This is a genomic window from Vreelandella vilamensis, assembly GCF_031451755.1.
Taxonomy (GTDB): Bacteria; Pseudomonadota; Gammaproteobacteria; order Pseudomonadales; family Halomonadaceae; genus Vreelandella; species Vreelandella vilamensis.
Genome location: NZ_JARWAN010000002.1, coordinates 214,833 through 229,541 on the forward strand (window position 1 = coordinate 214,833; position 14,709 = coordinate 229,541).

Below are 14,709 nucleotides of genomic sequence, written 5' to 3' on the forward strand. Positions count from 1 at the left end.
GAGTCATTAATGTTACGAATTTTTACGTTACCTGCTTATCACCGACCGTTTGCCCTGCCTCCCCTTGCGGTAGGCACGGCGCTTTCGCTGAGCCTGCTCGGGTTTTCTCCTGCGAATGCCAGCAACGCCAAAGGCGTTAGCGATGTCGTTACCCCCATCGTTAGCCCGTTTGATGAGCGCAGTTACCGCGTACTTACGCTAGAAAACGGTCTGCAAACCTTGCTGGTCAGCGACCCCGACGCCGACAAAGCCGCCACGTCGATGAATGTACGCGTGGGCAGTGCCCAAGACCCTGAAGATCTTCAAGGGCTGGCGCACTTTCTTGAACACATGCTGTTTCTCGGTACCGAGCCGTACCCAGAATCGGATGCTTACCAAGGCTACATCTCCCGCAATGCTGGCTCGCACAACGCTTTTACCGCCCCACAAGACACCAATTATTTCTTTGATATCGAACCCTCCGCGCTGCCGGGTGCGCTCGACCGCTTTAGCGCGTTCTTCCTCTCGCCGCTGTTTAATGCCGAGAAACTCGAAAGCGAACGCAATATTGTCCATTCCGAGTACATGGCACGCATCCGCGACGAAGGCCGGCGCGAAAACGACGTAATGAATCAGGTCTTAAACCCCAACCACCCAATGACGCATTTCTCCGTGGGCAGTCGCGAAACCCTAGCCGACCGACCAGAGGGCGAACCCTCACTGCGCGAGCGCGTCATCGATTTTTATCATCAGCATTACGATGCCAACGTCATGACGCTCGCCATCGTCGCCCCACAACCATTGGATACACTGGAAAAGTGGGTCGCCGAGCGCTTTGCCGCCATCCCCAATCGCGGGCTAACGGTACCTCAGATTGATCAGCCGCTCGTCGATGAACAGGCACTGCCGATCACCCTAGAGCGCCAATCACTGAAAGACAGCCGCCAAGTCCGCTTTCACTTCCCCATCCCAGACCCGATAGACGACTACACCCACCAACCCACCCAGCTTCTCAGCCACCTGATTGGCGACGAGGGTGATGGCAGCGTACTGGCGTTGTTGCGCGAAGCCGGCCTGGCCGATGGACTCTCTGCTGGCGTAGGGCGCCGCGATGGGGAGCACGCGTTATTTAGCGTATCCGTCAGCTTAACGCCGGAAGGTGCCGAGCGACTCGACGACATTGAAGCCACGCTGTTTGCCGCCATCGACAACATTCGTGCCCATGGCGTGGAGCCATGGCGCTACCAAGAGCAAGCAAACCTGCGTGAACAGGCGTTTCGTTTTCAGCAACACGGCGCGCCGCAACAGGAAGCCACCGGGCTTGCGATGAATCTGTCACGCTACCCAGTCGAAGACGTGCAGTATGCGCCCTACCGTATGGATGGCTTTGACGCCGCAATGCACCACGCCTACCTCGACAACCTAACGCCGGCGCAAAGGCTACGCGTTTATACCGGCCCCGACGTAGAAAGCGAGCGCGTCTCGCCGTGGTTTAATACCCAATGGCGCAAGGGAACCTCAACCACGGCCGGCACCCCGCTTAAGGGCTTGGCACTGCCCAACCCCAACCCGTTTATTGCGGAAGATTTAACGCTTCTCACGGGCAGCGACGACATGCCAGGCGCTTTGATCGACGCCCCCACTTTCCGCGTCTGGCACATGCAAGAGGATCGCTTTAATACCCCTAAGGTAGAGTGGCGCGTTAGCCTGCAGCACCCCAGCACGAGTTACTCAGCGGAAGAGGCGGTGTTAACACGGTTGTTGGCTCAATGGCTTAACGACAGCTTGAACGAATCACTCTACCCCGCGCGGCTTGCCGGGCAGTCGCTCAGGGCTTACGCCCATTCGCGCGGCATCACGCTGGCATTTTCCGGCTGGCGCGACGGGCAAACACCGCTGATTGAGCGTACGCTAACGCAACTGGCAGACGCGGACATCGCCGATGGCGCATTCGAACGGGTGAAATTCCAGCTGCAACGCGAATGGCGCAACGCACCCGATGATTCGCTCACACGCCAAGCGCAGCGCACACTCGGCGAAGCGCTTCTCACCCCGCAGTTTTCAAGCGAAGCACTTTTAGCTGCCAGTGAACGCTTACGCCGCCATCATCTTGAAGACTTCCGCCAGCGCTTTTTAGCGTCGCTGTACGTGGATGCCATGGCCGTCGGCAACATCAACGAGGCCAACGCCAGGACTCAGGCCGAACTCATTCGCGGCGCGCTACGCCCACGCTTAACCCGCGACGACATACCAGAGCTCACACCGCTTAGCGTCAACGCGAATGCCCCGGTGCTGCACCCCAATAGCACCCGGGATGAGTCGTTAGTGCTGCGCTACCTGCAAGGGGACGCCGCAACGCTTGAGCAACAAGCGGTCGCTGCTGTGTTGGCCCAATGGCTGGAGACGCCGTTCTACCAACGCCTGCGCACCGAAGAGCAGCTAGGCTATATCGTCAATGCCGGCTACTCGCCGCTACTTGAAGCACCGGGCATAGCGCTTGTGGTGCAGTCACCGGATACACCAAGCGCCGCGATTGCCGAACGTATGGATGCCTTTCTACAAGAGGCCGAAATGCGGTTGCACGAGCTTGATAATGAGGCGCTGGCGCCTTACCGACAGGCGGTATATGAGCGCCTAACCCAGCGCGATACCAGCCTTGAAGCACTGGCTAACCGACACTGGCAGACGACCGCGCTGGATGACGTTGCGTTCGACCGCCGCGAGCAGCGCGCCGATTTGGCTCTTGAGGTAAATGTCGATGATCTGCGGGGGTTATGGGACACGCTACGCGAGCGGACACTTGATATCCGCTTTGATCCCAATGATGAGAAAAGCGACGTCAAAGCCTATCGCGAATCGCTTGAGGCATTTGCGCGTTAACCGCAAGTTAATACGGCACTTGCAAACCCGTACCGGCAACCATCAGGAGGGGCATTGCGCCCCTCCGCTCGTTGCCGTTAGTCGGCATCAAAGGCTTGGGCCGGCAAAATCGCCTCAATGTGCATCACTAACTCTTCAAGAATTTGCCGTTCGCGGTCGCTCAGTGATTGCTGGTTGTAACGCTCAATCTCGCGGGCAAAGTCTTTCAGCGTGAAACCTGCCAGAGCCGGGTCATTTAGCCGTGACCAACGAAACGCCTCCCACTGCGCTAACTCCTCGCCTTCCAACGTTTCGGGGTAGTTGCGCGCCCGATAGCGAAACAGCATTTCCTCAAGGCGAGGGTCTTGGAAAGCAAAGCGCTGCCCGACCAGATCCCACGGCTCCATGCTGCGCACACGCTCCATTTGCTGACGGTCTGCCGCGGAGAAAAAGCCGCCGGAATAGAGCATCAAATCAGGGTCTTGCACGCCCTCGGCATAACCTTCTGCAAACACCTCAGCCACTTTATTAGCCACCGGCACGATAGCGTCGTGCAAGGCTTTCCAGTGCGCCCGGCAAGCGGGCATATCCAGCCCCAAGCGGGACACAATCTCGCCGTACTCTCCCTGATGCGGGCCAGAAACGTCTTTCAGCGCACTGGCCGGAAACACCACTGGGCAGCGGTTAATATGGATCACTTTAAGTGGAATGCGCGTTTCGCCTTCGGCCAAATCCTGTTGGCTGACAAAGACGCGTTCACGCACCTCGGCGGCGGAGAGCGATAATAGCTCACTCGGGTCGACGCTCAAATCGTAAACAATCACCCCGTTGGGGTTGGAGGGGTGCTCCGCCAGCGGCATGACCAAGGCACTGCAGCCACGGCTTGCCGGGTAACGCCGGGAAATGTGCAACAGCGGCTTAGCGTGAGGCAAATCCAACAGTTTGGCCACCGCACGCTTACCGCGAAGCCCTAGCAAGTAATCAAACAAATTGGCATTACGCTCACGCAGAAGCCGCGCCAGTGCAATGGTGGCACGCACATCGGCCAGGGCATCATGAGCCCCGCCATGCTCAATACCATTGGCGGCAGTAAGGTCTTCGAGTTTAAAACTTGGTGCGCCATCGTCGCGCAGGGGCCACTCAATACCGGTGGGGCGAAGGGCATAAAATGCGCGCACGACATCGATTAAATCCCAGCGAGAATTACCGTTTTGCCACTCCCGAGCGTAGGGATCAAGGAGATTACGGTAAAACAGGTGGCGCGAAATTTCGTCGTCAAAGCGCAAATTATTGTAGCCCACCACGCACGTGCCGGGCTCGTTCATATGGCGCAGCACTTCTCCCGCAAACTCCGTCTCAGGCAAGCCTTTATGGCGGGCTTTTTGCGGGGTAATGCCAGTGATCAGGCACGCCGCTGGATGCGGCAGAAAATCATCAGCGGGCTTACAGTAAAGCTCAATCGGCTCGCCGATTTCGTTGAGCTCGGCATCAGTGCGTAGCGCCGCGAACTGTGCCGGGCGGTCGCGCCGCGGGTCGGCGCCAAACGTTTCGTAATCGTGCCAGAGAAAGCTGGCCGGGGCCGCGTTAGGTGGCGCCATGAAAACCCGTGCTCCACTTATTTTTAATAAAAACGAGGTCGTTAATCAAACCAACGAGATTAATGGACGTTAGCTTTTGGGCAACGTAACGTTAAGCTCCAGCACAGAGCAATTATCTTCGCTGTCCAGCGAGATTTGGATCGCATCGTCGTCAACGTGGACGTAGCGGCGAATCACTTCCAAAAGCTCGCGCTCAAGCATCGGCATATAGTCTGGCTGGCCGCGCTGGCTACGCTGGTGCGCCACAATGATTTGCAAGCGCTCTTTCGCCACCGAGGCCGATTTTTTGCGCTCGCGTTTCAAAAACTCCATAAGTTTCATCGGCGACTTCCCCCAAACATACGCGTCAAAATGCCTTTCTTCTGTGCTTCATGAAAGCGTAGTGGTACGTCTTCACCTAGCAGGCGCGATACGGTATCGGTGTAAGCTTGGCCGGCGTCACTCGCCGCATCGTGCGTCACGGGAACCCCTTGGTTAGAGGCACGTAACACCGCTTCTGATTCCGGAATCAAGCCCAACAGGTCGATAGCCAAGATTTCGCGAATATCGTCCAAGGTCAGCATGTCGCCGCTGGTAACCCGCTCTGGGTTGTAACGCGTGACCAGCAAGTGCTCTTTAATCGGATCCTCGCTGCGTTCCGCGCGACGCGTTTTAGAGGCTAACAAGCCTAAAATGCGATCAGAATCACGCACCGATGATACTTCGGGGTTGGTTACCACGACCGCTTCATCGGCAAAGTACATTGCCAACTGCGCGCCACGCTCTATACCGGCAGGCGAGTCGCAAAGAATATAGTCGAACTCTTCTTTGAGCTTGGTGAGGACGTCTTCCACACCCTCTTGGGTCAGCGCATCTTTATCGCGGGTTTGCGACGCAGGGAGAATAAACAGATTCTCGACCCGCTTATCGCGAATCAACGCCTGGTTCAACCCGGCCTCGCCTTGAATGACATTGACTAGGTCGTACACCACGCGCCGTTCACACCCCATAATTAAATCCAGGTTGCGCAGGCCCACGTCGAAGTCGATAACGACGGTTTTTTTACCGCGCAGCGCAAGACCCGTCGAAATCGCGGCGGCACTGGTGGTTTTACCCACCCCACCCTTACCTGAGGTTACTACAATAATTTTGGCCAAGGTCTTCTTCCTTTTTGACATTGTGCACGCTTTGCTGGCGTGCATCGCGCACGCTTAAATCGTAGATGGCAATAGTCGTGGTTGACAGTATTTACTGCATCGCATCATACGCCAGCACCTTGCGCCCTGACATCCCGCAAATAAATGACGCTAACATTTTTGACTTAAACCTAGGTCATTCGCCGGATAGTGACGTTTTCTTACGATATTTCGCGCTTAGCTTTTGTTCGCACGTCACTAAGTTCCACACGTCACTAGGCAAGCGGTTTTATTTCCAGCTGCTCCCTAGCAAAATACACTTCGGCGGGCAGCCCGAGACGGCGCGCGTCAATATCTTCCAGGCGCTTATAGTTACCCGCCACCGACAACAACTCGGCATGCAATTCGCGACAATAAATACCGGCGCCTAAATTGCCATGAATCCCCGCAAGCGCTCGCCCCCGCAACGCACCGTAGACGTGAATACTGCCCGCTGCCAACACTTCAGCGCCGGCGTTAACCGCACCGATCACTACTAAGTCTCCCGTTGAGGCGCTTACCTGCTGTCCTGAACGCACTGTGCCGCGGTATACGCGCGCCCCGGCCGGCGCTTCCTCCGACGCGTCTTGAGGAGTTTGTTCCTCTACGCTGTCATTTTCCGCTGCTATGCTGGCTAAGCGACGTGCACGCTCTTCTTCTACCGGGGCGAACCAGCCTAGCCCCAGTGCCCACGCCGACTGCTTCACTGGGTCTGCCCCGCCGCGCACCGCCACCGGCAGCAATTTATGGTCACGGCACACTGCGCAAATCCGTTCAAGTGCTAAATGTGGCGTATCAAGCTTTTCCACACTCAGGACAACCGGTGTATGCTGAAAGAACGCTGGCGATTGCGAGAGTTTGTCCTTGAGCTGCTGGCGGATCGACTCAGGGTCGGCGCTGTTAAGCTCCATCACCATCATGGGCAACATGCCGCCTTTAAAAGTGAAGGCCACGTCGGCATTATCCGCTGTTAGATTCATGGCCGAAACTCCGTGTCTTGATCAGGTAGAATTTAAAGGTAGCGCATTCCCATGCGATACGGCGATGGAGCTTAACATTCTCTGCCCTATGAAGGCGCTGCTCTAAAAAGAATTGCTCTATAAAGACTCTGCACTATCAGAAAGTACCATTAGGAGGCACCATCAAAAGGATGCGTAAGCAACACTATGTCAGCCAAAGCTATGTCTGCCAAAACTATGTCTGCTAAAGCTAAGTCAACCAAAACTAAGCGACAGTGCCGGCAACTGCAACCGCCAAAAGGCACTGATCGATTTTTTACGTCTATTTTTTTCGCTAGGCCCCTCACAGCAGGATAACCCATGCACGGACTGTTACGACGCCTGTTCGCTCCTCGGTGGCAACATCCCGACCCCGAGGTGCGTCGCCAGGCCCTTTCACGGCTCGACCCCACAAAGCCTGAACAGCATCAAGCGCTCGAAACGCTGGCTAATGATGAGCAAGCCGATATTCGTTTAGAAGCCTTCATCACCCTTGATGATCTTGACGGGCTGATCGCGGAGTACCCTAAGCAGCGCCATGACGAGGCTTGGTTCACCGCTATATTAGTGCGTCTATGTGGGCAGGTTGGCCAACACGATTTAGCCGAGCGCCAAGCCAAGTTAAAGGCGCTTGACGATTCGCGTTTACTCAATGCCGTCGCCCTTGAAGGTGACAATTTAGATTTGCGCTTGAGCGCACTCGAACAGCTCACTGAAGAAGACGACTTGATTCATCAAGCGTGTCACAACGCCGTCGTCACGGTGCGCCACCGCGCTGCCGAGCAGGTAGAAAGCGAAGCCGGCCTTAAGCGCTTGCTCAAAGAGTCACGCCGCGACCGCCAGGTGACACGCCTCGCGCGTGAACGGCTCAACCGCCTCAAGGCCGATGCCGAGTGGGGGGAAAACCAGCACAAACGGCGCGAAGCGCTGCTGAAGGCCCTAGAGCAACACGCAAAATCGCCCTGGGAGCCACTCTACGCGGGGCGTTTTCGCCACCTTCAGCGTGAGTGGGAACAACTTGAAAAGCCTCCCACCACTGAGCAAGACGCGCGCTACCAGCAAGCGGTGCTAGGGTGTCGGAAAACCCTTCACGACCATGAAACTCACGAGCATGCCCGCCAGCAGCGCCAACAGCACCAAGAAGCCGCCGAAAATACGCGGGAGCAACTGCTTGAAGGGCTGGAAGAGACCCTAAACGGCCTTCAGCATGGCGAGAGCATCAGCGACCAAGATATCGACAGCTTGCGCGCGCAACACCGATTACTGGCCCAACGCTGGCAAGCCCTTTCAGATACGCATTTGCCAAGCGAGGCAAGCCTTGAGCGCTACCACCGCGCGATGCAACGCTATGAAGAAATCAGTGCCGCGTGGGAACGTTGGCTTGCCGAGCAGCCAGCCATTAAAAGCGCGTTACACGAGGCTGATGAATACGATGCGGATAACACCGCCCTCGCCGCGCATGTGAGCGCCTGCCGTTGGCCCCGTTCACTGGTGGCACCAGCACTTCTGCAGCAGGCTCAAGCAGCCCTAAACGCCCAGAAAGAAGCCAATACGGCAGATGCACCCACGCCCGACACACTGGAGGCGTTGAATCAAGAGCTCGACGCCTTTGAGCACTTACTTGAGCGCGGCGCTTTCAAAAGTGCTAGCCGCCTGCATCAGCGTATTAAACCGCAAATTGAGGCGCTTAGCGGCAAACAGGCCAAGCCGCTTATCTCACGGCTCAAACATCTGGGCGCCCGACTTGCGGAACTTCGTGATTGGCGCGGCTTTGTCGCTGGCCCCAAACGCGAGCAGCTATGTGAAAGCATCGAAGCGCTTGCTGACGACTCACAACTCGCCGAAGCCGCGCTAGACCGACGTCACCGGCAACTCGTCAAAGAGTGGAAATCCCTCGGCGATGCAGCCGCCAACCGCGAACTTTCCACTCGCTTTCGCGCGGCCTCAGACCGTATCCATGAACGTTTAGCGTCGTGGCGCGAGCGCCTAACCCAGCAGCGCCAAGAGAACCTTGCCGCGCGAGAAGCCCTATGCGAGCAGCTTGAAGCGTTGTTAGAACAGCCTTCCGCCGACGCTGACCCTGACGTATTGCGCGAAATTCGCGATAAAGCCCGTCACCAGTGGCGCCATTACTCGCCGGTGCCGCGCGAACACGCCGAAAGCATCGGCCGCCGTTTTGGCCGCGTGCGCCACCGCCTGCAAACGCTGATCGACGAACGCGCCCACGTCATCGCTGAGCAAAAACGCGAGCTGGTGGAGCACGCGCGCGCCCTTGTGGACACAAGCGACACCCCCATCAGCGCACGCACACAGCAGGCCAAGCATTTGCAACAGCAGTGGCGCCAACTGGGCCGTGCGCCTAAAGGGGAAGAACAAGCGCTGTGGAAAACTTTCCGCCACGCTTGTGATCAAGTATTTGCCCAGCGTGACGCCCAGCAATCAGAACGCGCCGCGCACCAGCAACAACAGCTTGATGCTATGCAGGCACTGATTGAGCGCATGGACGCCTGGCAACCGAATAGCCCTGACGATGCTGCAACGCTTGAAGGGTTTCTGCGCGAAGCAGAAGCATTAGAGCCTCTTCCCAGAAGCCGGCGAAGTGACGGCATGCAAAAACGCCTAAGCGGCATCGTTCGCGCCCGGCGAGAACGCTTGAGCCGCCTCGATGTCATGTTGCAAGTCACTCAGTGGCAAGACATCTTACCGCTTGTCAATGCGCATCTAGCCGCTGATCAACTCGCGCTGGACAACCCTGATGCAGTAGCTTCCGTTGATGCCGACGAAACACTCAAAACGCCACTACCAGACGCATTTATTCCGGCCCATGACGCCCGCAATGCGAAGCGTGCAAACGCCGCCACATTTGATTCAACGCAGCAAGACGCCATACACGAAGAGCTGGCACGGTTACGCGTTCATCTCTCGCTACTGGCGCTCGGACGCGTAAAGCAAAGCGACGAACCCCTTCGTTTGGCCATTCAAGTTGAGCGCTTAAACGAGGGCTTACAGCAAACGCGTAGCCGCGCCGAAGAGCTAGAAGCGATTCTCACCGCACTACTTGCGCTCGGCCCGATGCCAGAAACACTGTGGAACGCTGAGGTAGGCGAACTCGACGACTTGCTCTCACGACTTTCGCGCCTGCCTCCGCCATAAACCCTCTATTCATTTTTAGCGAATCGACAGTATGTAAAAAGTCCTTAACAACAGCTCGTAACAACAGCCCGTAACAACAAAGCGGGAGGCTTAGAGCCTCCCGCTTTGCATTTCTATCGCTATCAAACAGTAGCTACTTGATTCTAGCTACTTGTTGGCCTGGGGTTACCCCATGAATTGGCCACCGTTAATATCGATGTTGGCACCGGTAATAAAGCCCGACTCTTTATCTGCCAGGAATGTTACCAAGCGGCCGATTTCTTCTGGCGTGCCGTAACGCTTCACCGGAATGGTTTCGCGTATGGCTTCTCGGACCTTCTCCGGAATATTCATTATCATATCGGTTGCGATATAGCCGGGAGAGACCGTGTTAACGGTAATGCCTTTTGTCGCTGTTTCCTGTGCGAGCGACATGGTAAGGCCGTGCATACCCGCCTTGGCTGCCGCGTAGTTCACTTGCCCAAACTGGCCTTTTCGACCATTGATGGAAGAGATATTGATAATACGGCCGTAGCCGTGCTCCAACATACTCTCGATAACGCTACGACAAGTATTGAAAACACTGTTGAGGTTGGTATCGATTACCTCGCTCCACTGCTCGTGCGACATCTTCTTCAGCGTGCCGTCTCGAGTAATCCCCGCACAGTTAACCAGTACCGTGATCGGCCCATGCTGACTTTCAATTTCGCGCGCACCTTCAAGGCACGCATCAAAGTCAGATAGGTCAATACCGGAGAGCGCAATATTGTTGTAGCCGTCAGCTTTTTGCGTTTCTAGCCAGGTTTTGGCTTTGTCGGGGTTATGATAACCCGCCACTACCTGGTAACCCGCATCCGCCAACGTGCGGCAAATTGCTGTACCGATACCACCAGTTCCACCAGTTACCCAGGCGACGGGGGCTTGATTGGCCATAGACTACCTCCCTGATATGACACATGGCTTGGATCACGTTCGTGTTTCGCAAGCCATCTACGAACAGGCGCATTTGCGCCAAAACATCAACGGCACGCGTATTTGCGTTGATTTATGCATGCCGCCAACAAAATTTGTTGTTGTAAGCGAGCGCTATGTCGTTGTTATAGCAGCATAGCTTCTATACAGCCATGTTGCAGCAACAGGACATTCACGACTATAAGGCAAAGGTTTGGTATTAAGCCTTGACGCAGCGCTAAAAAAGCGTAGTATACGCAACACGTTGATGCGGGGTGGAGCAGTCTGGTAGCTCGTCGGGCTCATAACCCGAAGGTCATCGGTTCAAATCCGGTCCCCGCTACCAATATTTTTAGAGGCAGATCAGTTACTTACTGATCTGCCTTTTTTATTGTCTTTAGCATGCTAATTTCTTGTGACGCATATGTGACACATTCACGCCTACGCTTCCCTCTGCATTTTTTTCTCGTGACCTTCAGGCATCGGCGCAAACCGTTTAATCGCCACCCTACTCTCCACGCTTATCTTGAAATTCAAGCAAGTCTCCCACCTCACAGTTGAATAATTTGCATAGCTTATCCAACGCATCTAGCTCAACTCTCTGGGCAGTCTCCTTGTAAAGCAGCGTCACGGTATTGCGATTTAGGCCGGTTTCACGTGCCACATCGACAATTTTCATTTTGTGCTCGCCCATCAAACGAGCAAGGTGGCAACGGACCATCTAAACCTCCTCAAAAGCATTTTTGTCATTCTGGATAGCAAAAAAACCTTGCAAATGGCCTAATGCTGTCTAAAATAACATTTAGAATGACATTCTGATGTTTTGAATGCCTTTTAGTCACGCAGAATACCACCCCTTTTGGAGGTTTTCGATGGAAGCGTCATACACCTATTTAACGACTGAGGAGCTTGCTCAGCGCATCAAGTACGACTGCCGCACTATTCGCCAGCAACTCAAAGATAGTGTCTTGATTGAGGGCACTCATTACATCAAGCCCTTTGGACGTCGGAAAATCCTCTTCCTCTGGGAAGCCGTCGAAAAAGAAATGCTGAAAAGTGCTACCAGCAATATCGCTATCCCTATGGCCAACGGAGGTTTCAGCCATGGGTAAGGTTCGCCAACGCAAAGAGACGGGAAAGCTTTATCTGGATTTCTTCTACCAGGGACTGCGCCTTCGCGAACAAACAGCGCTTAAAGACACCCCCGCGAATCGAAAAAAAGTAGAACAGCTACTTGCCCGCGTAGAGGCAAAGATTTTATTGGGTGATTTTGATTACGCTGAATTCTTTCCTGGCAGTAAAAATCTGCGCAAACTTGGTTTAGATACTGCAGCGTCAAGTCATCAACCGCCTTCAGAGACACAATTAGAGAGTAGCCAAACACCTGCCGATACTCCCTCATTCAACGACTTCGCTTCGCAGTGGTTTGAAGAGAACAAAATTCAGTGGCGTGCCTCGCATGTGCGCAACGTCAACTCGATTCTGGATAGCTCGCTCATACCGGCGTTTGGCAAAAAGCCGGTTGGAGAGATTACCAAAGCGCACATCATGGCGTTTCGCGCCAAGCTGGCCAAACGCAAAGGCCGCAGTGCGACGGGCGTGGTGTCGCCCAAGACGATCAATAGCCATATGACCATTCTGCGGATGGTGCTCGATGAGGCGGCGGAGCGCTTCGATTTTGAAACGCCCTACAAGAACATCAAGCCGCTGAAGCTACAGAAGACGCACATCGAACCGTTTTCGCTCCAAGAAGTGCAGCGCATCATCGATAACGTTCGCCCGGACTATCGCAACTATTACACCGTGCGCTTTTTTACCGGCATGCGTACCGGCGAAATTGATGGCCTAAAGTGGAAAAACGTCGATTTTGCCAAGCGGGAAATTTTGGTGCGCGAAACACTGATCAATGGCGAAACGGAGTACACCAAAACCGACGGCTCTCAGCGGGAAATCCCGATGTTCAGCCAGGTGTATGACGCGCTCAAGACGCAATACGCGGCCACAGGCCAACAGAGTGAGTACGTATTCTGCAATCAGCTGGGCCAACCCCTGGATCACAACAACGTGACCAAGCGGGTGTGGTATCCGCTGCTGAAAGCGCTTGGCCTGAATAAGCGCCGCCCTTACCAAACCCGTCATACCGCCGCGACGCTGTTTCTTGCTTCCGGGGAGAACCCGGAATGGGTCGCGCGGATGCTGGGCCACAGCTCTACCGAAATGCTGTTTAAGGTCTATTCGCGCTACGTCCCGAATGCCACCCGTATGGATGGTTCGGCCTTTGAGCGCCTACTCGGCAATACGTCATCTGCTACTACGTCAACAAAGAAGGAGCACAGCCATGAAACGGCTTGATAACCACCCACATCACTCCCTTTCGCGCTCCTTTTCGGGCACGTATCGTCTGACAGGCCGCCTGGCGGTATTCGACGATGCCAAAACGCCTTTCTTAAAGCTGCGGTTCTCCGACTGTGAGGGGGATCATGTTGCCTTTCTAAACTTGGATAAAATGCTGGCCCCTGAGCGTATTGGCCACTTGGATCTTGTGACGGCGACCGGTGTAAAGTCCTTTTCAGGTCAGTTTGTGGTTCAAGCGTGTCGCCGGGCGGATCAACAAGAAGTGGCCGCATTAAAGACGCTTCAGTCGCTGCCGCGCTTGTATTGCCCAGTGCCCGAGGCCTTCGATCAGTTGGTGTCGACCGCGCAATCCCTGCAGTCAGAACACTTGCGCGAGTGCTTAACCCGGGTACTTGAGCGCGAGGATCGCCTGGAGTCATTTTTAAACGCCCCGGGCAGCGTCTCGTATCATCATGCCTACCCGGGTGGGTTGCTGCAGCACTCACTCGACGTCGCTAATAATGCGGTAGCAATGCTGCGCTTAAACGAGCCCACAATGTCACGCCTGATGCAGGAGACGTGTTTCGTTGCGGGGCTATTGCACGATATCGGTAAAACCTACACCTACGACTCGAAAGGCAAGCCGAACGCGGCATGGAAACTCTGCAGCCATGATGCGTTGACCTTGGAAGCTTGCGCCTATGGACTGGCGTACTTGGACCAGCATGCACCGGATATTGCGATCATGCTGCGACACGTATGGACATGTGCGTCACCTGGCGCGCGCTACGGCCAGCCGGCCGCCATGACGCTGGCACGCTATGTGCGCGATGCCGACGGGCAAAGCGCCATGGTGGATAACCAAGCGCGAGCGTTTAGCCGTACCGGTGGCTGGGGCTTTAGCCGACTCGGCCAAAACCTGTTTTGGCGGCCTGAACCTCCTGCCTTACAACCGCAATAGGCCGTCTATTTTGTGACTCAGCCAATGCCGCCAGTATTTTTTTGGCGGCTTTGTTTAGTATCCGTATTGCCAAACGACCACCGACATGATGGTGACGTCGTTACCAACATTGCCAGCCAGAATCATTGGGTGAACTGAAAGATTAGCTGTCTGTTGATAATTCATAATCTGATCAGCAATTAGGCCTGAAAAGACACTTCACCCCGCCTCATTCATCGCGGCGGTAGCGCCATTATTTAGCGCTTTACGTCTGCATGGTGGATGCGTTGAGGCTATTTAACGTCTTACCGACGCGATAGTGATGCGAGATAGGCCTTTAGTGTCCCGTTTCTATCGCGTTTTTGCATAGATAGCCGTCATCTTCCCACGGTGTGCTCTCGGCCCTTGGCCGATGATGATACTTGCGCCGTTGAAGCTGCCAATGTCAGTCGGGAAGCGGCTGCAGTCGGCGGATACCCGGGAGTAAACGAGGCCACCACTTGTCGGCTGCAACACTCAAGCGCATGCGGATTTGGCGGGATTTCACCGTGAACGTGGCCGCCACTTTTAACACTTGCTCACGCAGCTTGATCAAGCTCCAACCTTGCCCGGTCCGACGTTCCATCACGCAACGCACACTGTGCAGCACCTGGTACGCATAGAGGCTAAGCAGCAGATTCACCTGATTGCGGGCCATGACGTCCTGGGTGGTCAGGTGGCCGCGATCTGTCGAGGACAGGTGTAAATTGAGCGCTGATTTGAGT

Annotated in this window: 12 protein-coding genes and 1 tRNA gene; 6 read left to right on the forward strand and 7 right to left on the reverse strand. The window is 55.3% G+C overall.

Going from position 1 to position 14,709, the window contains the following annotated elements; translation table 11 throughout:
- Positions 1 to 9: 9 nt before the first annotated feature.
- Positions 10 to 2,859, forward strand: a complete 2,850-nt coding sequence (locus QC823_RS02205) for an insulinase family protein (RefSeq protein WP_309654725.1) — start codon at positions 10 to 12, stop codon at positions 2,857 to 2,859.
- A gap of 77 nt (positions 2,860 to 2,936) precedes the next feature.
- Here QC823_RS02205 and sbcB read toward each other — a convergent pair whose 3' ends face one another.
- The 4 genes from sbcB to minC form a co-directional block, all read right to left on the reverse strand.
- Complete coding sequence (gene sbcB / locus QC823_RS02210; RefSeq protein WP_309654726.1) at positions 2,937 to 4,436, reverse strand: exodeoxyribonuclease I; 1,500 nt, start codon at positions 4,434 to 4,436, stop codon at positions 2,937 to 2,939.
- A gap of 69 nt (positions 4,437 to 4,505) precedes the next feature.
- Positions 4,506 to 4,757 carry a cell division topological specificity factor MinE gene (gene minE / locus QC823_RS02215; protein ID WP_179930010.1) on the reverse strand — a complete coding sequence of 84 codons (252 nt, stop codon included), beginning with the start codon at positions 4,755 to 4,757 and terminating at the stop codon, positions 4,506 to 4,508.
- Positions 4,754 to 5,572, reverse strand: a complete 819-nt coding sequence (minD, locus tag QC823_RS02220) for a septum site-determining protein MinD (protein ID WP_309654727.1) — start codon at positions 5,570 to 5,572, stop codon at positions 4,754 to 4,756. The genes minE and minD overlap by 4 nt, the downstream gene beginning before the upstream one ends.
- A 254-nt stretch (positions 5,573 to 5,826) precedes the next feature.
- The gene (minC, locus tag QC823_RS02225; protein ID WP_309654728.1) at positions 5,827 to 6,570 is read right to left on the reverse strand and encodes a septum site-determining protein MinC; all 744 of its coding nucleotides are present in this window, start codon (positions 6,568 to 6,570) and stop codon (positions 5,827 to 5,829) included.
- A gap of 339 nt (positions 6,571 to 6,909) precedes the next feature.
- Between minC and QC823_RS02230 the strand changes: the two genes are divergently transcribed.
- A complete protein-coding gene (locus QC823_RS02230; protein ID WP_309654729.1) occupies positions 6,910 to 9,741 on the forward strand; it encodes a DUF349 domain-containing protein in 2,832 nt (943 codons plus the stop codon).
- 165 nt (positions 9,742 to 9,906) lie between these two features.
- Here QC823_RS02230 and phbB read toward each other — a convergent pair whose 3' ends face one another.
- The gene (phbB, locus tag QC823_RS02235) at positions 9,907 to 10,653 is read right to left on the reverse strand and encodes an acetoacetyl-CoA reductase (protein WP_309654730.1); all 747 of its coding nucleotides are present in this window, start codon (positions 10,651 to 10,653) and stop codon (positions 9,907 to 9,909) included.
- 287 nt (positions 10,654 to 10,940) lie between these two features.
- Here phbB and QC823_RS02240 point away from each other — a divergent pair.
- Positions 10,941 to 11,017: transfer RNA gene (locus QC823_RS02240), tRNA-Met, on the forward strand.
- A 162-nt stretch (positions 11,018 to 11,179) separates the two neighbouring features.
- Here the strand turns inward: QC823_RS02240 and QC823_RS02245 are convergent.
- On the reverse strand, positions 11,180 to 11,392 hold the full coding sequence (locus QC823_RS02245; RefSeq protein WP_309654731.1) for a helix-turn-helix domain-containing protein: 213 nt from the start codon (positions 11,390 to 11,392) through the stop codon (positions 11,180 to 11,182).
- 151 nt (positions 11,393 to 11,543) lie between these two features.
- On the opposite strand from QC823_RS02245, the gene QC823_RS02250 reads away from it, so the two are divergent.
- From QC823_RS02250 to QC823_RS02260, 3 genes are read left to right on the forward strand one after another with little or no spacing between them, the layout of a single operon-like run.
- Positions 11,544 to 11,783, forward strand: coding sequence for a hypothetical protein (locus QC823_RS02250; protein WP_309654732.1), 240 nt, complete (start codon positions 11,544 to 11,546; stop codon positions 11,781 to 11,783).
- A complete protein-coding gene (locus QC823_RS02255) occupies positions 11,776 to 13,023 on the forward strand; it encodes a tyrosine-type recombinase/integrase (RefSeq protein ID WP_309654733.1) in 1,248 nt (415 codons plus the stop codon). The genes QC823_RS02250 and QC823_RS02255 overlap by 8 nt, the downstream gene beginning before the upstream one ends.
- The gene (locus QC823_RS02260) at positions 13,010 to 13,966 is read left to right on the forward strand and encodes a TraI domain-containing protein (RefSeq protein ID WP_309654734.1); all 957 of its coding nucleotides are present in this window, start codon (positions 13,010 to 13,012) and stop codon (positions 13,964 to 13,966) included. The genes QC823_RS02255 and QC823_RS02260 overlap by 14 nt, the downstream gene beginning before the upstream one ends.
- A 424-nt stretch (positions 13,967 to 14,390) precedes the next feature.
- On the opposite strand, the gene QC823_RS02265 is transcribed toward QC823_RS02260, so the two are convergent.
- The coding region (locus tag QC823_RS02265; protein WP_309654735.1) for a transposase at positions 14,391 to 14,709 on the reverse strand (319 nt) is incomplete at its 5' end.